Below are 21,483 nucleotides of genomic sequence, written 5' to 3'. Positions count from 1 at the left end.
CGTAGTTATGTGCGACTCTCCGAGATTGGGGCTAATACTTTAGATGCAGAAAGTAGATCTACTTACCAGCAATCGTTAAAAATTCCACTCAATCTCCGGGATAAGGCCAGACTGGGGCGCAGACATATTCAGTAAAACTATATCTATATTGCCACTGTGTTCACAAATAAAGATGGCTATAGTTATACTTACTGATTTTGGCTTGGCAATTAAGTGGGATTCAATACCCGCTCAATTGCCGCTCAATACCCTCTTGCTGCTAAATGCAAAGCGGGTTATGGCGAAGAATTCTCGGAGGAATTATGATGAACCTAAATTTAGATACTATTTTCTCATCGCTGATGAACCCTGCCCTGAACGAGTTTCAGGCTTGGGTTTTGCAAAACCCGGAAGAAACTCTCAGCAAAACCATGCTACCCGCGATCGCCCTGATTGAGGGTTTGATTGCCAACGAACCCACCTATTTGCAGATAAAACGGCTGGCTTTCGGAGCGAACTTTTGCTGCGCGGGGCAAGTCGTGATGGGAGAGTTTGCAACGCTGGAAAAAGCACTCACATCGCCCCAGGCGCGCGGCTGGCGGCTGGGTACATCTGTACTTGATGCCGATCGCGCGCCCAACCAAGATGTCGGCGGCAGAAACCTTTTCCTGCTGTCTTTGTCCGATCGCGCCACTGATGGTAGCAGCAACCACGCAGCATTCCGAAGCTGTATGCAGAAATATCTATTCAACAGTGCGACAACGGATCGCCAAGGGGACGAAATCGCCCGACGGTTGCTGCTGAGGCTAGCTGCAGATTATGCCGAGATGTCGCACGGTGCGGGGGGAGCGTTTTTTACCGATGTCAAGCGGGGTTGGATGGGATTTTTAGTCCGATACCTGCACTACGTCATCTTTGGGATTAATCCAGACGATTCAGAGTCGATCGAACTTCTCACCGAATTGCATTACACCCGCCAAAGCCCGCTGCACTACTTCGCAGTCATCGGGAACCTGCTGCAAAGCCTGAACCTCTTTGGACACGGGGATTTGTCCACTCTAATCGAGCGTGCAGCGACTATCTATGAAAATTCCCCAGCCTTAGCCGACTTCGAGGAGAGCTCGGAAAACAACGGCATGACTAAGCGGGAATTGGCAAAGCTGATGACATCGATTATGGGGATAGCGGGACTGCAAGGCCCCCTGCACCTAGGTTACACGGCAATGGGATACCGCCCTCTCCCCGCCTATAAAGGACAGCAGACGGCCGAAATTAACCCGACTGATTTTTGGGATCGGCTCGATTTGGACGATCGCCAGTCGATCGAGCTGTTCCTCCTGGAATGCGCCCGCCTCTGGGCCCCCGTCAGCGCCACGCACCGAGTCGCGACAGAGCCTTTCACCGCAACGGTAGCGGGCAAAGAGCGCACTTTCCCCGCCGGAACCAAGGTACTGATACCGCTCAGTTTGGGGCTGCTAGACGAGGGTTTCTGGGGCTCTACGGTATACGAATTCAATGCTAAGCGCGAGAATCTGTGCCCTTTTCATATGGGTTTTCATTCGGTGGGCGATCGGAGTGCGGGACGGATTTGCCCAGCTAAAGACATAGCACTCAAGATGCTGGTGGATGTCGTGAGTACGGTAGGCAAAGTGCGACGAGCTTCTGAGCCGAATTTGCGGCGGTAATTAATCCAAAAGCTCGCATCAGATAGCGGTTGAAACTGAGATCTTACACAATTCTCAAGAACAGGCAAGATTCCTGTTCCACAAGAAATCAAGTTTCTTGTGGGGTGTCCCGCCCGCCCTTGAAAAACTTATTGGCAATGGTGCAAGATCTCAGTTGAAACCGCACGCCACACAAACTATCGATCGATCGACTAAGAAATGCAGGGGGTATCTAATAGGAAACCAAAACACAACTATTTTGAGGATAAATAATACCATGTTAATCGAACAAAAGCAACTAAAAGACATCGCGAATTGGATGAAAGTAGAACATCCAGCCGAGTTACCTGAAGTCCTGCAAGGTATCTTTTTTATGGACGGGAATGTTTTACCAGACCATTGTCTGACGATGCACAGTTCAGACTGGAATGCTGACCAACTGACGTTATTGCTGCGCGTTTTTGACCCTGTTATCTGGACATTTCATTCATCAATGGCGGGACGGATGTTACTTTATTTAGTTAAATTTTCTCGTTTCAGCTACTTGTTCCGATTCTCGGATGCAACTTTGCAGCACGGACACATTACGCCGATAGTGTTTGGATGGTCTGTGCCGCAGTGGCTTGTAGATTTTTTGATCGATCGAGATCCGAACACTCCGAATGGAGATATCTGGCATCGCACAAACTCGTTTTTCGGCAGACCTGCTGAGAGCGGATATATACTTCGCAGGGTTGTAGACAAAGATGGGAACTACACATCAGCGTTTCCAGATATGCTGTCTAAAGTGGAGAGTGATTGTTTAATCATTGCCCAAGAGTGAAAATATTTAGGGAAACTACAAAACCCGCTTAATTAGGCGGGTTTTGTCGATCGAAGTGGCGGGAATAGTCGCCTTCATGGCATCATAGAAACTTGTCCCTCACATCATTGAAATCGATGACCCCTCAAAACTCCCCTGTTTCCCCCGTCACTTGGAAAGAAGACCGAGTTCTGCTAATTGACCAAAATCGGCTACCGAAAGAATACGGTGTAGTCGAAATTAGCCGCTGCGAAGATATGGCTGAGGCGATTAAAACTATGATAGTCCGAGGAGCTCCGGCGATCGGGGTAGCAGCAGCTTACGGGATGTATTTGGGGGCGCGAGAAATCGAAACGGGCGATCGTACCGAGTTTTTTACTAAACTAGAACAAGTTGGCGAGTTATTGCGATCGACTCGTCCCACTGCAGTTAATTTGTTTTGGGCAATATCGCGAATGCTCAAAACTGCCGAGAGAACTAGCGGTTCTGTCGAACAAGTGCAACAAACTTTGTTAGAAATGGCCAAAACCATTCAAGCAGAAGACTTGCAAACTTGTAAAGATATCGGCGACAAAGGTTTAGAAGTTCTGCCAGCTACACCCGAAAAATTGAACTTACTAACTCACTGTAATGCCGGTGCATTAGCAACAGCAGGTTACGGTACTGCTTTAGGTGTATTTCGTTCTGCTTGGCGAGAAGGAAGACTCGGAAGAGTTTTTGCAGACGAAACTCGGCCCCGTCTCCAAGGTGCAAAACTGACCACTTGGGAATGCGTCCAAGAAGGAATTCCCGTCACATTAATAGCCGACAATATGGCCGCTCACTGCATGAAACTCGGCATGATTCACGCCGTAGTTGTGGGTGCAGACAGAATCGCTGCTAACGGCGACGCGGCCAATAAAATTGGCACTTACAGTTTAGCAATTGTTGCCAAAGCTCACAATGTCCCGTTTTTTGTCGCCGCCCCTCTGTCAACAATTGATTTTGAACTTTCCGATGGGAGCAAAATCCCCATTGAAGAACGCGATCCAGTTGAAATGTATCAAGTTGGAACTACGCGAATTTGTCCTGTGGGAGTAGAATTTTACAATCCCGCTTTTGACGTAACTCCGGCGGAATTAATATCGGGAATAATCACAGAACACGGCACGGTTGCTCCTTGGGCCTTGCAACAGTTTCAGGCAAAACAATTAGTTTAATTATATGTTTCTCAACTGCTCATTCCACATGGTTTCTGTGAAATTAAGCAGGATTTATAGCAGCAGCAACTGGCAGATCAAAGTTGCGATCGCATCTCTAACTCTGCCATTTGTTTTCAGTCCAGTCTCGGAAGCTCAAGTTTCACAAACGCTTAAACCTAAAGAATCACAAGCGAAAAATTTTGTGGGTTCGATGAATAAAGCTCAGCAAGTTTACTATGCTGAAAAAGCAGGTTTTACAAGTTCTGTTTCCAATCTATTGGTTTATATGGGTTTCCAAATTAAACCTGCCGCAGCAAATTATAGCTACTCGATCGGCATGATGAAAAAAGGTGCTGTATTTAACTACGGAGTATCGAAGCAAGCTAATCTCAAAAGTTTTGTAGGGGGAGTCTTTTTGGTGGGAAACAAGACCCAAACAATCTTGTGTCTAAATGTTGCTCCTGGCAAGACTAAACCAGCTAATCCAACTAATATCAAAGGGGTTTTAGCCTGCGGTGCTAATACAGCCCAAGTTACTCAATAAATTATGTCTAATTTACTGGGTAATTTAGAAAATAACTGGATAGTAAATGCAGATTTAGCTAAGCAATTGCTGGAACAAGAAGCTACTTTACTAGATGCTCGCGCACCTATTTTAAAGTGGTTTTGTCGTCTCCCGCCAGCTATTGCCGTAACTTGGCAGGAATTTTCTCAATCGCACTTTCCCCACAAAGGAAAAATTATCGAAAATAACACTGTTTTAACTCAAAAACTGCAAGCAATTGGTATTTGTCAAGACAAACCTGTGATAGTGGTTGCCGATTCCGTGAAAGGGTGGGGCGAAGACGGGCGAATTGTCTGGATGCTGCGGACTTTGGGACAGGAAAAAGCTGTTTTTGTAGATGGAGGATATCGGGCTTTAATCAAAGCTGGAATTTCTCAAGTAAAAAGTCCAAACAATCCACCGCAAACAGGAGATTTTGTAATATCTCGCCCCTCGAATTGGGAAATTAAACAGGATGATTTAAAAGCTATTTTAGGCAATGATAATTTAGTCATTATCGACGCCAGAGAGCCACGAGAATATGCAGGTAAAACGCCTTACGGAGAAAAGCGGGGCGGCCACATTCCCGGTGCGGTTCACCTCTATTACAAACAGTTAATGGACAAACAGGGAAAAATGCTGGATCGGGGGGAAATTGTCGCTATTTTGCAGCAAAAAGGAGTTTCGCAGTCCACTCAAATTGTGAGTTATTGCTCCGGGGGAATTCGCTCTGCATGGTTGACTTGTGTCTTGACAAATGTGGGATTTAATGCTAAGAATTATGCAGGTTCAATGTGGGAATGGTCGGCGTCGCCAGCAGATAGCTATCCCCTGACAAAAAATTAAAACTAGCAATTAGAAATTAGTCGTAGGGTATGTCAGTCGTAGGGTGCGTCAGAAGAGAGTCTCTCAATTACCGATAAAAGAAACCTAGCTGACGCACCTTACTAAGCCAATTAGTCGTAGGGTGCGTCAGAAGAGAGTCTCTGAATTATCGACAAAAGAACCCTAGCTGACGCACCCTACTGAAGCCAAAACCCCAATGATTCTAATGGGAATTTAACCTTGACAAACGGGCGAGTTTCAGGTTGAGATTCTCAACCGACTTGTTCGATATACTGAGCGAGATCGTCACGCAGGCGGCTGAGTTCGGCTTCGGTGGTCACGCGCACACGATCGTCCCGAACCGTAATCAGCACTTTCGCAGCAAAAGGAGTTGGCCAGATATTCGGGTTGCAGAAAACTTCCAAAAATACATCTCCTGCATACCGATATTCCATCGGTTTTTGGGGAGAAGCTTTAGCGCCAGCGGTTTTGGCTGCTACAGCTTTCAAGCTTTCCATCAAAGCTGCAATCTCGCTTTGCAAATCCCGCGCGGCTTGCGGGGAAAAGCTAAAGGAGACAGAACCTTCGACTAAATTCAGTGTCAGCGGAGAAAGAGACATGGGCAATGAAATTTAACATACAATAGTTAATGATAAAATATACAATAACCTAAAAGAAGTACCTGCAAGCAAAATTGGGCAGCGAAACTGCTATTAATTAAAATTTGTCTCAAGAAGCTAGGCTAAATTAATGAATATAAATCTAGTTGCCAGCTAGATTCAGCAATACTTTTAACCTTTTAGGACTTGATAAGCTTTAAACTAGAAACCAGAAAACTTGACGGCAGATAGAGGAGATTTTATGGTTGCCGATAACCGTTCCGAAGTCCGCAAGGTTTTAATAATTACCTTATTGCTAAATTTGCTGGTGATGGCAATTAAAGCAGCCGTGGGATGGCTGACTGGTTCCCTCAGTTTGCTGGCAGATGCTTTGCACAGCGTCACGGACAGCGCTAATAATATTTTAGGATTGGTAACTAATCATTATGCCAATCCGCAGCCCGATCGCGATCATCCCTACGGACACCAAAAATTTGATGCTCTCGGAGCTCTGGGAATTGCTGCTTTTCTGGGAATTGCCTGTTTTGAAATTCTCAGCGGTGCTGTCGAAAGGCTGATTAACGGGGGTAAAGTTGTCAAAATATCGCCAAATGAACTGTGGATTTTGTTGATTGTACTGGGAATTAATATTTTTGTCACTTTTTACGAGCGCAGGGTGGGAAAACGTCTCGGTAGCGCGATTTTAGTGGCTGACGCTCAGCACACGATGAGCGATGTTTGGGTGACAATTATGGTCATCGGCGGGTTGATTGGTGTTTGGCAAGGGCAGGTTTGGAATATACCTCAACTGCAATTTCTGGATGTGTTTTTGTCTTTTCCTGTGGCTGTTTTGGTATTTAGCAGCGGTTGGAAGGTTTTAAGGGAAAATCTGCCTTGGTTGGTGGATGAAATGGCGATCGCACCGGAAGTTATTCACGCGATCGCGATCGATGTACCGGGGGTTGTCAACTGTCACTCGATCGCCTCCCGTGGCGTTGTAGGGCGTCAAGTATTTATTGATATGCACATGATTGTGGATGCTGTCGATGTAGAAACAGCTCACCGGATTACAGAAGAAGTAGAAGCCCGTTTGGAAGAACGTTTCAGCCCTGTACGCATCTTAATTCACGTTGAGCCGCCGGCTTACCATTCCGACCAAATTAGCTACGATTCTGAAAAATGAAGGCACAACCAGTGATTTTGACACGGAGATACGGATTAATTCAAGAATCGGGAAAGTATTTTTACTTACCGCAATTCCTCCAATTTTTTAAATCCTATCAATCGGGTTAGAGCGATCGCACTTAATTTAGTAGCAGTTTTCCACAGGAAAAAGGGGTTTTTCCACAGAAATCGGCAAGTTTTCCACAATAGCTTTGATAATTATCGAGCAAAAGACTATTGGTACAAGTTCCGAGTTTTTTGGATTTCTACGGCCATTTTCGGTCGCAAGTCCCAAGGTAGCAGAATTTCGACTTCTGAACCCAAAGCGCCCAACCACCTCCGGGTCAATTGTTGATCTATTGGCTATGGAAGGTTCGGGTAAATTGAAAAAGGGGGAAACTGCTAGGGTTCGTGGTCTGCCCATAGGTCGTGCGGAAGTCACGAATGCCGTCGGCGGTAAGTTCACCCATCTAACTTTGGTAAGTTTCATCCCATAACCAAGTCTAAATCACCAACCGCATCAGCCCCGGATCAATGACCTCCCGTTAGTCTAAAATCTCCTGATTTGTTTTTGGGCTATATTAGGCATATATTCCGCATTTATCTATAAAATAGTACATAGACACCTCTAATTATTCAGGTTGAGCTATGGATGATGCGTACAATATCCGAGAGGCTAGAAAGGGGTTTGGTAGGATGCAGAAACTCATTCTTCAATCGCTATATTTATCCTCTGAACCCATAAAAAAATTTACTTCTGTCAAAAGGACATTACTCAATCTTCAGGATAGAGGTCTTGTTCAATTAAAAGATGAGCGGGTTTCTCTAACCGATTTGGGGCAGGCTATTTGTCAAATTTGGCAAGGGCAGAATGATGATGGAGGAGTAGATTTTTCGCCAGAAGCAGAAAGTGAAAGCAAAAAAAAATTATCTAAATTAACTAAAATCAGAGAGGCGAAACTTCAGAAGAGTAATCAGTTCTTAGAGCTTTATAAACAAGGGTTTAGCTATCAGGATATAGGCGATCAGCATGGATTAAGTAGAGAAAGAGTTAGGCAGGTTCTTGATGTCAATCCTGCATTCCATGAATATTTGAAAGAACGTGAAAAAGAAAAAGTTGCTGAAGAAGAAGCGAAAGCCATCGCGGAACAAGAGAAAAACGAACAGTTAAAAAATAACTTTTATTTAAAGAGTTTAGCTGTCCTCTACCCAGAAAGAGTTGCAAAATTATGGGATTATGAAAAGAATGGAGATATCAAACCTGAAGATATTGCTGCTGGGAGTACCAGCAAATTTATTTGGCTTAAATGTCCTATTGATGGACACTCATGGGAAAAAAGACCTAACGATATTAAGACCAGTTGGGATAGGGGGACAAGTGGATGCCCAAAGTGTGCAGGTAGAAAAAAGAAGGCTGAAAAAAATGCTAGTTTAATAGAAGTTTATCCTGAACTGATTAGTCAATACTGGGATTACGAAAAAAATAAAGAACTGGATTTAGATCCAGTCACCCTTTCTTTAGGTAGTAATAAAAAGGCTTGGTTTAAATGCCCCCATGATGGCAATGAATGGCAGGCAATTGTTGCCTCAACAATCAAGCAACAATGGTCAAAGGGTAATGCTGGATGCCGAGTATGTAATGGTACTAATGAAAGAAAGCGAGGGGAATGGGGTCAAGCAAATCCTATTGGGATTGAATTTCCTGATGAAGTTGCTAAGTATTGGTTTTACCAAGCCAATAATGAGCTAGGAATCGATGCTATGAAATTAACAACGGGATCGAGAAAAGAAGCTTTCTTTAAATGTCCTATTGATGGGTATGAGTGGGTAGCAACAATCACTTCCATATCAAAAGGATCTTGGAAAAAAGGAAACAGTGGTTGTCCAGCTTGTAGCGGTAAAATTGCTACTGAAACTACATCATTAATTGCTCTTTATCCTGACTATGTTGATCAATATTGGGATTATGAAAAAAATAATCAACTTGGTTTAGAACCAACAGCATTGACTAAGGGATCTAGCCAAGAAGCTTGGTTTAAGTGTCCACATGATGGTTATGAATGGACAACTCAGATTAATAGTATTACGAGAGCTTCTTGGAGTCGAGGTAATAGCGGATGCGCTCGTTGTTTTGGCTGGTCTTTAGAAGCAATTCGTCAGTTTGTAGCTAGTTTAGAAGTTCATATTCCCAACCTAACTCAGGCTGAACTATATAAAATATTTGAGCAATCAGGTGTTTTAGATACAACGAATACTGACGGACTCAAGATCGTCAAAGATATTATCAAGGGTAAACTGACAGGGCAAAAACTTCGAGATTTAATTCAAGGTAAGCAAATCAAAATCTCTGAGGTTGAGACTAGCTTAGATGAGGATATAAAAGGAGATTCTGAACTAAAGATTGTTGATGAAACCTCTCAAAGTTTTGAAACAAAGGGTGATTCTCCACAACAACTTGATAAATCTAATGAACTGCCAAAAGTAAAAGTACAGAAAAGCCTAGAATTTCTAAGTAGTCAAGTTGTTGCTTCAGCAGATCAAGAGGCGATTGATTTCTTTATTGCTTCTAGGCTTAATCGGATTTGGGCAGAAGTTTTTGAGGATGAATCTGCTGTTGAAGGTGTAGAAGCATTTACCGATGAGGGTTATGGTCGTCAGGTGAGAGATCAATTTCTTGACGAATACAACCAAGCGCGGGATATGCAAATTCCGTCAGGTTGGGCATTCCGCATTAATGGCAAAATTACCCCTCCAAACTTAATGCAGAAGTTAGCGGCGGTACAGCTACGCAATCGAAAGCGGATGTTAAATCTTTCGTTGACAGGAACAGGTAAAACGATAGGTGGTATTCTTAGCAGCCGCATTATTGATTCTCATCTCACAATAATTATCTCTCCATTAGATACAATTCCAAACTGGCATGGAGAAATCAAGCACGTTTTTCCAGATAGTCGAGTAACAATAAAAAATTTCAATCCTCATTGGTTAGAGATTGAGGAGGGACATCACTACATTCTGCTGAATCATGAAATGTTCCAGCAACCCTCAACACCTGCTCACATTCGACAACTGCTAGAACGATACAAAATTGACCTCATCATTGTGGATGAGATTCATCGTTGTAAACATCGTAGTGATGATCCATCTAAACGGCGACAGATGGTTCTTGCACTGATTACGAATGCAACTGAGAACAATCCTGATCTTCATGTGCTGGGAATGAGTGCAACTCCTGTAATTAATAACCTAAAAGAAGGTAAAAGTTTAGTTGAATTAGTAACAGGTATAGAACGATCTGATTTAGGTGAAAAAGCTACGCTTAACAACTGTATGCGTTTACATCAGGCACTTGTTACTCTGGGAATTCGCTCCAGAGTCAAGCCTAAGATCAAAATCAACAGGGTTACGATTCCAGTTAATTGTACTCACTTGGTTGATGAAATGCGAGAAAAAGCTACATCTCTTCTAAAGATGGAGCAAATCCTTACCCGCGCCCGAATTCCAGCGATTTTGAAGGAACTTCAACCAAAAACAATTGTTTATACTCATTACGTTGAGGGCATTGTCGATCAGCTAAAAGAGGCGATCGAGGGAGAAGGATGGACTGTCGGTTTTCACATGGGGGGAGATAAGAGTGGCCGTAACAATTTTATTGATGGCTCTACAGACATTTTGATTGCCAGTAGTGCAATGGCTACTGGTGTCGATGGATTTCAACGAGTTTGCGATCGCCTAATTCTGAATATTCCACCCTGGACAAGTGCTGAATTAGAGCAGCTAGAAGGGCGATTGAATCGTCAGGGGCAAATTCACGATACTCTCACAATCCTCATGCCTGTAACTTATGGTGTCGATAACGGAGAACGCTGGAGTTGGGATGAGGGGCGATTAGCTCGGTTACAAAACAAACAAACAGTTGCCGATGCTGCGGTTGATGGTGTGATGCCTGAAGGACAATTAAGAACAGAATCTCAAGCATTTCGAGACTTGCGGCAGTGGTTAGAACGATTGAAAACAGGTGAACAAAAATCAATTATTCGCCCTCGAATCTTTGTTCCACTTCCAGATGTTGATCCTATAGATGTGCAGCGACGCAATTTTCAGTACGGTGATTTTAGCCGTATGAATGCCCGTTGGAATAACAGTTACAGTCACACTAACTATGAACGCTTGCAAGGCAATCCAGAAGAGTGGATGCAATATCATACCCTTTATCAAGAAGCTCGAAAAACCTGGTCAGTTACTCCTTATGAGGAGGCTATCAAGTGGCTTCAGAAGCGCTCGGATTTAGTAGTGGCTGATTTTGGTTGTGGGGAAGCACTGATAGCTAAAGCTCTTGCTGGTAAGCATATAGTTCATAGCTTTGATTTTATTGCTATAAATGATTCGGTTATTGAGTGCGATATGGCTCGTGTGCCTTTGGAGGATAGCTGTCTGGACGTTGCTATGTTTAATCTGTCACTTATGGGTTTAAACATCGCTGATTATATTCGAGAAGCCGCCCGTACACTCAAACTTGATGGACAGCTCTGGATTTATGAGGTCACTTCCCACATGAAAGATATTCAAGGGTTTATTAGGGGACTTGAACTAGCAGGTTTTAGAATAATTGAAAATACTGAAGTAGGGAAATTTCAGTATTTTAGAGCCATCAAATCAGAGGAGGTTGAACTCTCTCAAATTAGAGTACAACTCTAGTGTACCGAGCGGGCTAACAAATCGTTGTCGCGGAATTTTGAGGGCGGATTTGCAAATTTCGCTTGAGTTTCAAGCTTTATGGGGCCATACGGGCGATCGACTTTCACGAAAAAACTGCGGTAATCTAGAACCATAACAGATGCTTGCTAATATAGAAGTAGCAACTTGGTAGAGCCTATGACATTAGCAATTGCGATCGAACCCGCCCCGGAAAGAAATTGATGCTCATGACGTTGTACGACTCTGTAAAACTCGCGTCGTTTTTCACAGGAAATAACTATGCCCTTTAGCGCTTACAAAACAGTCAGTTCAGTCCTCAAAGAATTTCAGATTACCTACACGGAATCTAACTTCATAGTAGAAACAGAGTTTCATGTCTCTGACTATTTTAGAGAAGATTTAGAATTTACAATGCGAGAAGGAGTTGTTGATAATTCAGAATTTGCAATTTGCGAAAATTTAATTTACCCAGTGCTCAAAGAAGTTTGGAAGCGCTATTACAGCGGGTTTGTTTTGTGGAGCCATCAATCTCTCACCTATGACCAATATCTTTCGGGATTTCCTGAATATATTTTGGCTAAACGTTCTTCATTAGGAAAAGTGGTTTTTGAACAACCTTACTTTCTGTTAGTGGAAGCGAAACAAGATAACTTTGAAAATGGATGGGCTCAGTGTTTAGCTGAAATGATTGCGGCACAGCGACTGAATGAAAACTCAGAGCAAGAAGTATTTGGAATTGTCTCGAATGGGGGAGTATGGCAGTTTGGCAAGCTGAAGTCAAATAGTTTTACTAAAAACAAACAGTCTTACTTGATTGATGACCTAAATCGACTATTTGCCAGTATTAATTACGTATTTCAACAGTGCGAACTGCTCCTGGATGCTGAAATGCGCGATCGCAATTAAATAGTCTGTGCAGACGGACAAAAAAATCTGTCCGCCTACTCGATCGCTAACTAAAAATCACTCCCACTCGATCGTACCCGGTGGCTTAGAAGTAATATCGTAAACCACCCGATTCACCCCCTTAACCTCATTCACAATCCGATTCCTGATCAGTTCCAACAAATCGTAAGGAACCCGCGCCCAATCAGCTTTTGCTCTCATCTACTGAATACCGTGCACCACATACAAATGGAATATGCTGGATGATTAGAAATACCGATCGCAACTAAGACAACGGTACAACATGGGTGGGAGTTGTGCGAACCAGCTTTACTTTCTCAAATGTTAGAGAAGAAGGCAGGCACGACACGGATTGACACGGATACACGGATTAAGTATTGAGCGTGATTTACTTTTAAGTAGCCTGCGTCAGTTAGCATGATTTTTCCTACAAACCAACAATTTCATAACTAACGCATTTTGCAACAAATAGTGCGTCAGAATCACACTTTCTATGCTGACTAAGAATCTCCAACCTGACGCACCCTACCCATCTTATCTATCTTGAGAGTGGTGACATAATTGTGAAGTTTCGCATAATTTGTTGGCGAGGGGATTTTTTAGGACAATGTTCGATATGAAACGTTTAAAATTAAAGTCAATGCTGGTGGCGGCGATCGCGATCGCCATTTGTTTAATTGCGATCGCCAGCTACGCCCAAGCCAACAAGACTTTAACACTAGCGACTTCCCCAGACTACCCGCCCTATGAATTTAAAGATACTGCTGTTAGCGGCAACGAAATCATCGGTTTTGACATCGATATTGCCAAATATATTACTAAAAAATTAGGCTACGAACTGAAAGTAGTTGGCATGGATTTTAACGGCTTAATTCCCGCTTTGCAGGCGGGAAGAGCCGATTTTGTGATGGCTGGAATGACTCCCACAGCAGAAAGGAAAAAAAATGTTGCTTTTTCTGACCTTTACTACGAAGCTCAAAATACAATTGTCGCCAATAAAGGCAGCAATTTGACCAAAGCGGCAGATTTAGCGGGGAAAAAAGTAGGCGTTCAACTCGGAAGCATTCAGCAGGAAGCTGTGAAAAAAATGGCCGGGGTGCAACTGGCTGCTCTCAATAGGATTCCTGACATTATTCAAGAAATTAAATCGAACCGCATCGCCGCAGGAGTGATTGAGGATACTGTCGCTACGGGTTATGCCGCAGCGAACCCGGACTTGGAATTTAACACAATCCCAAATACTGAAGAAAGCGGTTCGGCGATCGCCTTTCCGAAAGGTTCGAGATTAGTTCCAGAATTCAACCGAGTCCTTCAGCAAATGAAAGCCAGCGGTCAAATTAAGGAACTAGCTACTAAGTGGTTTTCTCGACCGATTCCGCAAGAACCTGCTCAAGCAAATCAGCCTGCGGTAGCGTCCAAGTTCGGGTTAGATTTTGGCAAAATCTTGCCGAGTTTGCCTTATATTTTGTCCGGGCTTTGGGTAACGCTAACTTTTACCTTGCTGTCAGCATTTCTGGGATTTATCTGGGGAATCGTGCTGTCTCTGTTTAAGATTTCTAGCATTAAACCGCTGTTCTGGTTTGCCACTGCTTACACCTCAATTTTTCGCGGAACACCGCTAATTTTGCAGTTGACTTTAGTTTATTTTGCAACGCCGCAGCTTACGGGCTATAATATATCGGCGCTGCAAGCTGGCGTGATTACTTTTTTCCTGAATTCTGGGGCTTATATTTCCGAAACAATCCGCGCGGGAATTCAAGCCGTAGATAAAGGTCAAAAAGAAGCCGCAGAATCCCTTGGCGTTCCCTACAAACTGATGATGAGCGATATTATCTTGCCGCAAGCGTTGAAAAATATTTTGCCTGCATTGGTGAATGAAAGTATTGCTTTGCTGAAGGATTCAGCTTTAGTTTCAGTAATTGGCGTAGAAGACTTGCTGCGCCGCGCTACAATTGTGGGAGCAGAAAAGTATATTTACTTTGAACCTTTGATATTTGTCGGTGCAATTTATTATTTGATGGTGCTTAGTTTAACTTGGGGGGCCAATGTACTCGAACGCAGACTCCAAACTAGCAGTTAAGGTCGATCGCCTGTATAAATCTTTTGGCAATCTGAAGGTTTTGCGCGAGATAACTACTGAGATTCATAAAGGAGAAGTGATTGCCATTATCGGCCCTTCGGGGTGCGGCAAGTCTACTTTTTTGCGGTGTTTGAATTTACTGGAAATTCCGACTTCGGGGCACATATATATTGACGGGGTGGATATTACTCTGCCGAAGGTAGATATTCTGAAAATCCGCCAGAAAGTGGGGATGGTTTTTCAGCATTTCCACTTGTTCCCCCACATGACTGTGCTGCAAAATGTGATGTATGCCCCTGTAAAGGTGAAGCAGGTGGCTAAGGATGAGGCGCGTCTGAAGGGGTTAGAATTGCTGGAAAAAGTGGGTTTGTCAGATAAGGCCGAGATTTATCCTTCTAAGCTTTCGGGGGGACAAAAACAGCGGGTGGCGATCGCCCGCTGTTTGGCTATGGAACCGGAAATTTTGTTGATGGACGAACCGACTTCTGCACTCGATCCAGAAATGGTTAAAGAAGTGTTAGATGTAATGAAAGCTTTGACGAAAACGGGAATTACAATGGCAATTGTAACTCACGAAATGGGTTTTGCGCGGGAAGTCGCCCACCGGATTTTGTTTCTGGATGGCGGAAAGGTGGCGGAAGATGTGCCGCCGCAGGAGTTTTTTAGTCACCCGAAGTGCGATCGCGCCAAGCAATTTCTGGAAAAAATGCTTTAATCTGATATCGCATCCGCAATTAAATAGGTTTGTAGTTCGATCGCACATAATCTCACATTCTCAGCCCCGCACCCTACAATCACGACAATATTTAGTTTTAAATTCACCTTTTTTTACTGCGCTGATTTCGCTGGCGATCGAGTTTAGCTAAAAATGCACCCGAAACATCCGCCAGAATGCTGATAATCCGATACAAAGCCACGGCACTCAAAATTATACCCGTAGAAAAGCGATCGGACAGCAGGGCGATCGCCGTTGCTTCAAATACTCCCATTCCCCCCGGTGCTCCCGGTACGACTAAACCGACAACAAACGCAAAACAAAAAGCACCGAACAAGTTGGGAATATTGCTAAATTCCACCGGAGTTAAAGCCGTTACAGTTAGCAAAAAACCGCCGCCCCGCAATCCGATAAAACACATTTGTCCGATTAACGGCACTAAAGGATAGCGTTTAATTGGCAAATTAATTGGGCGCTTAGACTTGACACTCGATGTTTTTTTAGTTAGACTGGAGGTAGACTCTAAACGCAAAGTTTGTCGCTCGCCCCGATCCTCCCCAAGTTCTGAATTTTCCCCATTGTTCTTGGATAACTTCAACCGCTCTACAAATAGGACGATCGGATTTAAAATTCGGGGGTGAATCGCCGTTAAAATAGCAGCACAACCGACAATCCGCAACCACCAATTGAATTTTTCAAAACAAATCAACCCAATCAAAACGCCCGCAGAAGCCATCAGCAGCGGTTCCAGCAACACGCTGAGAGTAGCAGCTTTCGGGAAAATTCCTGCCTTTTTGGCGTCCAATATTCGACCCCAAAAATGCCAAATATTCCCCGGCAAATACTTGGCAATATTAGTTTTGAGAAAAACTTGAATCGCCCAGGCGGCAGTTACAGGTTGACGGAATTCCCGCAAAATCAACATCCACACCCAGCCGACAAAAATTAGAGAAAGTAAAGTGACGCCAAGGGCGATCGCCAGCAACGGAAAACTTTCGGCTCGAATTTGGATATTCGCGACTTCTCGCCAGTGAGTTAAAAAAGCTTTGGCAATAAATAAAAACGTCCCGCCTAAAATCAAATAGCGCAAATAAGGCTTTAAATGCGACTTCGCGATGTTGAAAAAATTTTGAATTCGATGCAAGTGTTGTTTTCCCATTTTCTGATCCCGATTTTGAATTTGGGATTAAGTTATACTGTTTGAGATTTTATATTTTAGATGGGCTAAGGCGGAATTGTGCTTGATTTACACGGCATGATATGACGGAATAAATCTGTTTAACCTGAGATGTTGCACCCTTGTCAAGAACGGGCAAGATGCCCGTTCCACAATAACTCAACATTTTTGTGGAACAGGCCGAAAAGCCTGTTCCTAAACGGGCAAGATGCCCGTTCCACAATAACTCAACATTTTTGTGGAACAGGCCGAAAAGCCTGTTCCTAAACGGGCAAGATGCCCGTTCCACAATAAATCAACATTCTTGTGGAACAGGCCGAAAAGCCTGTTCCTAAACAAGTAATTGAGAAGGGTGGAACATCTTAGTTTAACCTAACCTATGCAGACCTCTACAGACTGTGCGTAATGCCCGCATTACAGACTATTTAGGGCGTTTTTAACCACAAACTTAAATTTAAAATCTAAAATTTAGATCGATATACCTCGCTAGGAGTACATTTCTATGCCCGGCCCGAGCCCTGACGGTTTTTCCTATCTTTTAGATGATAGCCCCAATAGTTTCGCCTTGACTCCGGGCTTTGTGACTCCTTATCCTAACGGACTTTTTGCCCTCGGCGGCAACGATTTTATTGTCGGTTCGTCGGATGCCGAAATAATTAGCGGTGATAATGGTAACGATCGCATTCTCGGCGGTGGCAATTCCGATACGCTGTTAGGGGGCGCAGACAACGATGTACTTAACGGCGGTGTCAGCAGCGACTTCCTGTTTGGCGATGCCGGTAGCGATACCTTGCAGGGAGGTAAGGGAGATGACGCCCTCAACGGCGGCGACGGCAGCGACGTTTTAGTGGGCGATGGGGGTAAAGATACGCTAACAGGCGGTTTGGGCCCAGATACCTTTGTCCTCCGCAGCGACTCTGCAGTCTCCGATGCGACTGCGGCAGACGTGATTACTGACTTTAACAGTTTTGTGGATTCGATCGGACTGACTGACAATCTTACCGAAGCTGACTTGATTCTCGAAGAAATATCGATCGCCCCCGGTCTTTCCAATACATTAATTAAAATTCGCCAATCCAATGCTATTTTAGGCTTGGTAGCCAACGCATCTCCACAAGACCTCGCCAATACATTCATCTCTGCAACTACCGTATTGGGCAACCAACTGGATCAAGCTCGCGATTTAGGCGTTTTGGGTGGCACTCAAACGATCGCAGACTCGGTTAACAACGCCCGGCCAGACGGCCTTTACCGCTTTACTTTGCCTGCAAATAGCGACTTTAAATTAACTGTCAGCGGTTTGACTGCGGATGTTGATCTTGCTCTAATTAAAGATATTAACGGCGACAATTCTATTGACTTCACCGATATTATTGCTTCTTCTCAACAACCGAATTTATCGCCGGAAGCGATCGACATCAACGGTTTAGCGGCAGGAACTTACTTTATCCGAGTTTATCAATACCAAGGCAGTACAAATTTCTCCCTCAATCTGTCTGCAACTCCTGCAACTGTTTCTCCTAACAATCCGAGCAACTTGCAAGGTTTTGACTCTCGTTTTGGGTTCGGTTTGGTGAATGCAGCAGCGGCAGTTGCTAAAGCTCAAGGTACTGCAACTTTCCCTGATGTTCCCGACTTGGGTGGCGACGAGTGGGGCAGAGATTTAATTAAAGCTCCAGAGGTTTGGGCCCAGGGCTTGACTGGAGACGGAATTGTGGTGGCAGTTATTGACAGCGGAGTTGACTACAATCACCCGGATTTGACGGGGAATATTTGGAGTAATGCGGGGGAAACTGGTGTTGATGCGATCGGTCGCAATAAAGCTAGCAACGGGGTTGATGATGATAGCAATGGCTTTGTTGACGATTTCCGAGGATGGGATTTTGTCAACAACGATAATGACCCGATGGATGATAACAATCACGGCACTCATATATCGGGTTTAGTTGCTGCGAAAAAAGATGGGGTTGGGATTACTGGAACGGCTCCGACTGCGAAGATTATGCCTTTGAAAATACTCGATAGGGCAGGGGTGGGTAAAATTCGGGATGAAATTAATGCGATTAATTATGCAGTAGCAAATGGAGCAAAGATCATAAATGTGAGTTTGGGCGGCCTACAGTTGAATGCTCAAGAATTGGAGGCGATTCGAGCGGTCGAAGCTCAAGGCGCGATCGTGATTTCGGCGGCGGGAAATGATGCTCGCCCACAAGTAGATTATCCGGCTCGGTTTGCCAATGAGGTAGGAATTGCTGTCGGTGGTGTTACCCGAAATGGCTTGTTTGGGGATTATTCTAACCGGGCTGGTTCGCAGGCAATTAATTATTTTGTTGCTCCGGGCGGCGACGGTGGTAGGGCGGATTCTAGTGATGTTTATTCAACTGTGCCCCTTTCTCAACCGGGGATTCCCTATCGATATTTTGCCGGTACTTCAATGGGAGTGCCACAAGTATCCGGCGTGATAGCTTTGATGTTGCAAGCTAATCCGAGTCTGACTCCTGCTGATATTAAGAGGATTCTTGCGGAAACTGCGAATCGAGCGGTTTGAATTCATTGATAATATCATGTCCGATCGATTAACCATAATATCCCGCCCCCACACAACTAACAATCTACATCAACATTGATTTGTATTGAATGCGAAAAATGTACAAGGGGTTTACCGTGGGATAGGGGCGGGTTTTATAGATTGTTAATTAACCTAAATATTGTTGGTGAAACCCGTCCCTACAAGCCAAATTAAAAATTGGCGGCGTAAGTTAAGTCAAATTGGCGACACAGGGTGATGCAGCAGTAGGTTGGTCGATCGAATACTAACTCGTAATTCATCTGGCCGTCTATTTTGGTGATCGGCTGCTTTAAGGGGATGCCCTGAATGTCGTATTGGCGGCGTTCTAAGGCACTCCAGTCGATAATTTTAACGTCGATTTGGTTCTGCAACTCAGTTGCGATCAGATATAGGTGCATCTTGTCTTGAACTTTCCCAGTCAGGGGAACTTTTATTAACACTGACTGGGTGACGAGGGGTTTTTGGTCGTTGGGATGCTTCTGGGTGTGGCAGCTTTTGAGTTCTATATCGTAAGGTTCTACCTTGAATTTCTCTCCACTGGCGATCGCAGATGAGTGCAAATCTTTCAGGCACTTTTCTAGGTGAGGAATCAGCCCTAAGTCTGGATCACACAGCAGTTTACGAATGTTGGAGGTTTCAGTGACTGTCATTTGAGATTTTTGATCTTATTTTTTTATTCTTAACTTTTAGCTTACCACGAAAAGCAACCCTATTAAACTATACTTGCGACATACTTCCACAAATGCCGTTTAGGGTCAGTATGTCGCAGTGAATAAGACATTTATTTTTTGGCAGCAAACCCGTGTTTTTGGCCTTAATGTTTGAGATTATTTCTTGGTAATTTTCCACAGATTAAGATCGACTTTAGTGTCAGCCGGATCTATTTGATAGTTTTGTTGCTGAATTGCCGATCGCAAAGTAGAGGAAGGTCTGTATAAAAACAACTCACTGAAACCGCCGGGAATTGGTGGCGGTTGGGGTTTTTTCTTTGCCAATTCTCGATTTTTGTAGCAAGAAGTGTAACAGCGTGGTTCTATTAGCAGTTTGACTTTTGGTTCTAGGTAATAACTTAAAGGCATGATATGTGCGATATTGGCATCGCTGATAATTAGGGGATTGCTGGCTTGATTGACAGTCTCAGCTACTTCCAAGGCACGCAACCAACCGCTGCCTTTATTCCACCAAATATCTGCTTGAGAACTAACTCCACCGGATATAATACCTGCTGAAAAAACTGCAACTATAACTATTTTCCACAGTTTTTGCTGTTTTAACTTCTCCAAATAGTTACTAATTTTCGCAGACAGCAGGTAAGCCACTGCTAGCTGAACTCCCACATAACAAGGAACTAAATATCGCGGATTTGCCGATCGCCTTCCACCCTTGATTAGATCAGGTACTGCTAAAAACAAAGCAGTTGTTGCAATTAATAACAATACAATCAACCACACTCGCTTTGGTGTTTGTCGGCATAAAAAATAAAGGGCATAGCCGACTAAAGCTAGCAGGATTATGCCAACAGGAACTAGCAAGGCTAGTTGTGTGGCGTTGGCACTTCCATCAATGCCAATATCAAAAAATGCTATGGTGACGGAACCAACCCACCTGCTGACTAATCTTAAGTAATTTGTTTGTTCTGCCCATATTGTTGTGCTTCTAACTTGATTGAAGTTTTCTACAGTATTTACCAGGGAAGGCATGAAGCCACTCAATGCGATTAAGGATGCTACATAATAGGAAATGAATGTTTTCACATCGCGCCAGTTGGCAATAACTGCGACGTAGAGTGCGTGGGCAGCCGCGACGCAGACAAATAACAAGTGGGTGTACAATCCCAGTGTTGCTGTGCCTGCATAAAGCGCCCAGGAAAGAACGAGGGCGACAGCATTTTGATTTTCGTCAGAGCGCATTGCTCGCAGCAAGGCTGCACTGGATAAAATAGTAGTTAATGTCCACAAACTGTACTGTCTTGCTTCTTGGGCAAATAGGATGTGGTAGGGAGAAATTGCGAAAAGTGCGATCGCCATCCACGCTACGGCTGAAGATTCAAATAACTCCCAAGCCAGCCAATAAATTGCGGGAAATACTAGCAGGCTAATCACGGCGGCCAAACTTCTCATTGCTGCAACGGAACTGCCGAACCATTGCGCCCAATATCGCGCTAGTACATAATACAGAGGAGGGTGTTGGGGGTCTTCTGTTGCTAAAGAATTCAGGGTATCCCTTAAAGTTTTTTCGGAATTTATCTGCTGATATTTTTGTAAATCCGCAGGCGAGGTTATTTTCTGGTACGAAATTTCTTTGATTATTTCAGCTTCGGTGTAGCCAGAAACTCTCAAAGAAGTATATGTTTCGTCGATCCAGTAAAATTTGCGATCGAGATTGGCGAAGCGAAATAAAATGCCTATGACTAATACGGCGATAATTAAAAATCGCAGCCACTTGTCAAGTGAAGGGTTGTGAGAATTTAGTCGATCGCGATCTTTAGTAGATTCCATTTTATAACTAGTACAGCTCGGCGTAAATACACAGACTATTAAACAGCCAAGACTTTACCCTTATATGTCCACTTAAAAGGTT

15 protein-coding genes and 1 pseudogene are annotated in these 21,483 nt (G+C 43.9%); 11 read left to right on the top strand and 5 right to left on the bottom strand.

The genetic code is table 11. The features are described from left to right. Positions 1 to 302: 302 nt before the first annotated feature. The 5 genes from QUB10_RS21230 (at position 303) to QUB10_RS21210 (ending at position 5,016) form a co-directional block, all read left to right on the top strand. On the top strand, positions 303 to 1,664 hold the full coding sequence (locus QUB10_RS21230; RefSeq protein WP_333205284.1) for a cytochrome 450: 1,362 nt from the start codon (positions 303 to 305) through the stop codon (positions 1,662 to 1,664). Positions 1,665 to 1,920: 256 nt separating this feature from the next. Next, positions 1,921 to 2,466 (top strand): hypothetical protein, encoded by a 546-nt coding sequence (locus QUB10_RS21225; protein ID WP_333205283.1) that lies wholly within the window; start codon positions 1,921 to 1,923, stop codon positions 2,464 to 2,466. Positions 2,467 to 2,582: 116 nt separating this feature from the next. Beyond that, a complete protein-coding gene (mtnA, locus tag QUB10_RS21220) occupies positions 2,583 to 3,644 on the top strand; it encodes an S-methyl-5-thioribose-1-phosphate isomerase (RefSeq protein WP_333205282.1) in 1,062 nt (353 codons plus the stop codon). A gap of 4 nt (positions 3,645 to 3,648) precedes the next feature. Continuing rightward, positions 3,649 to 4,170: a type IV pilin-like G/H family protein gene (locus tag QUB10_RS21215; RefSeq protein ID WP_333205281.1), complete on the top strand. Its 522-nt coding sequence runs from the start codon at positions 3,649 to 3,651 to the stop codon at positions 4,168 to 4,170. 3 nt (positions 4,171 to 4,173) lie between these two features. Next, positions 4,174 to 5,016 (top strand): rhodanese-like domain-containing protein, encoded by an 843-nt coding sequence (locus QUB10_RS21210; RefSeq protein ID WP_333205280.1) that lies wholly within the window; start codon positions 4,174 to 4,176, stop codon positions 5,014 to 5,016. Between the two features lie 251 nt (positions 5,017 to 5,267). On the opposite strand, the gene QUB10_RS21205 is transcribed toward QUB10_RS21210, so the two are convergent. Further along, complete coding sequence (locus tag QUB10_RS21205; RefSeq protein WP_015174783.1) at positions 5,268 to 5,615, bottom strand: hypothetical protein; 348 nt, start codon at positions 5,613 to 5,615, stop codon at positions 5,268 to 5,270. 241 nt (positions 5,616 to 5,856) lie between these two features. On the opposite strand from QUB10_RS21205, the gene QUB10_RS21200 reads away from it, so the two are divergent. The 3 genes from QUB10_RS21200 (at position 5,857) to QUB10_RS21190 (ending at position 12,362) form a co-directional block, all read left to right on the top strand. After that, positions 5,857 to 6,777 carry a cation diffusion facilitator family transporter gene (locus QUB10_RS21200; RefSeq protein WP_333205279.1) on the top strand — a complete coding sequence of 307 codons (921 nt, stop codon included), beginning with the start codon at positions 5,857 to 5,859 and terminating at the stop codon, positions 6,775 to 6,777. Positions 6,778 to 7,406: 629 nt separating this feature from the next. After that, positions 7,407 to 11,456: a zinc-ribbon domain-containing protein gene (locus QUB10_RS21195; RefSeq protein WP_333205278.1), complete on the top strand. Its 4,050-nt coding sequence runs from the start codon at positions 7,407 to 7,409 to the stop codon at positions 11,454 to 11,456. Positions 11,457 to 11,735: 279 nt separating this feature from the next. After that, on the top strand, positions 11,736 to 12,362 hold the full coding sequence (locus QUB10_RS21190) for a hypothetical protein (protein WP_333205277.1): 627 nt from the start codon (positions 11,736 to 11,738) through the stop codon (positions 12,360 to 12,362). Between the two features lie 57 nt (positions 12,363 to 12,419). Here the strand turns inward: QUB10_RS21190 and QUB10_RS21185 are convergent. Further along, positions 12,420 to 12,551: pseudogene (locus tag QUB10_RS21185) on the bottom strand (GMP synthase (glutamine-hydrolyzing)); the annotation flags it as partial. 427 nt (positions 12,552 to 12,978) lie between these two features. Here QUB10_RS21185 and QUB10_RS21180 point away from each other — a divergent pair. Both QUB10_RS21180 and QUB10_RS21175 read left to right on the top strand, forming a co-directional pair. Beyond that, entirely contained in the window at positions 12,979 to 14,442 is a 1,464-nt protein-coding gene (locus QUB10_RS21180) for an ABC transporter substrate-binding protein/permease (protein ID WP_333205276.1), read from the top strand. Beyond that, complete coding sequence (locus tag QUB10_RS21175) at positions 14,408 to 15,157, top strand: amino acid ABC transporter ATP-binding protein (RefSeq protein ID WP_333205275.1); 750 nt, start codon at positions 14,408 to 14,410, stop codon at positions 15,155 to 15,157. The genes QUB10_RS21180 and QUB10_RS21175 overlap by 35 nt, the downstream gene beginning before the upstream one ends. A gap of 103 nt (positions 15,158 to 15,260) precedes the next feature. On the opposite strand, the gene QUB10_RS21170 is transcribed toward QUB10_RS21175, so the two are convergent. Beyond that, a complete protein-coding gene (locus tag QUB10_RS21170; protein WP_333205274.1) occupies positions 15,261 to 16,316 on the bottom strand; it encodes a UPF0104 family protein in 1,056 nt (351 codons plus the stop codon). 520 nt (positions 16,317 to 16,836) lie between these two features. Here QUB10_RS21170 and QUB10_RS21165 point away from each other — a divergent pair. Next, positions 16,837 to 18,882: a S8 family serine peptidase gene (locus tag QUB10_RS21165; protein WP_333205273.1), complete on the top strand. Its 2,046-nt coding sequence runs from the start codon at positions 16,837 to 16,839 to the stop codon at positions 18,880 to 18,882. Positions 18,883 to 19,073: 191 nt separating this feature from the next. Here QUB10_RS21165 and QUB10_RS21160 read toward each other — a convergent pair whose 3' ends face one another. Together QUB10_RS21160 and QUB10_RS21155 are read right to left on the bottom strand one after the other, a co-directional pair. Beyond that, positions 19,074 to 19,553 carry a hypothetical protein gene (locus QUB10_RS21160; RefSeq protein ID WP_333101727.1) on the bottom strand — a complete coding sequence of 160 codons (480 nt, stop codon included), beginning with the start codon at positions 19,551 to 19,553 and terminating at the stop codon, positions 19,074 to 19,076. Positions 19,554 to 19,730: 177 nt separating this feature from the next. Further along, entirely contained in the window at positions 19,731 to 21,401 is a 1,671-nt protein-coding gene (locus QUB10_RS21155; RefSeq protein ID WP_333205272.1) for a glycosyltransferase family 39 protein, read from the bottom strand. Positions 21,402 to 21,483: the final 82 nt, after the last annotated feature.

Source organism: Microcoleus sp. B5-D4 (assembly GCF_036705145.1).
Lineage (GTDB): Bacteria > Cyanobacteriota > Cyanobacteriia > Cyanobacteriales > Microcoleaceae > Microcoleus.
The sequence above is the reverse complement of the archived record's forward strand: the minus strand, read 5'-3'. Positions and strand labels throughout refer to the sequence as shown.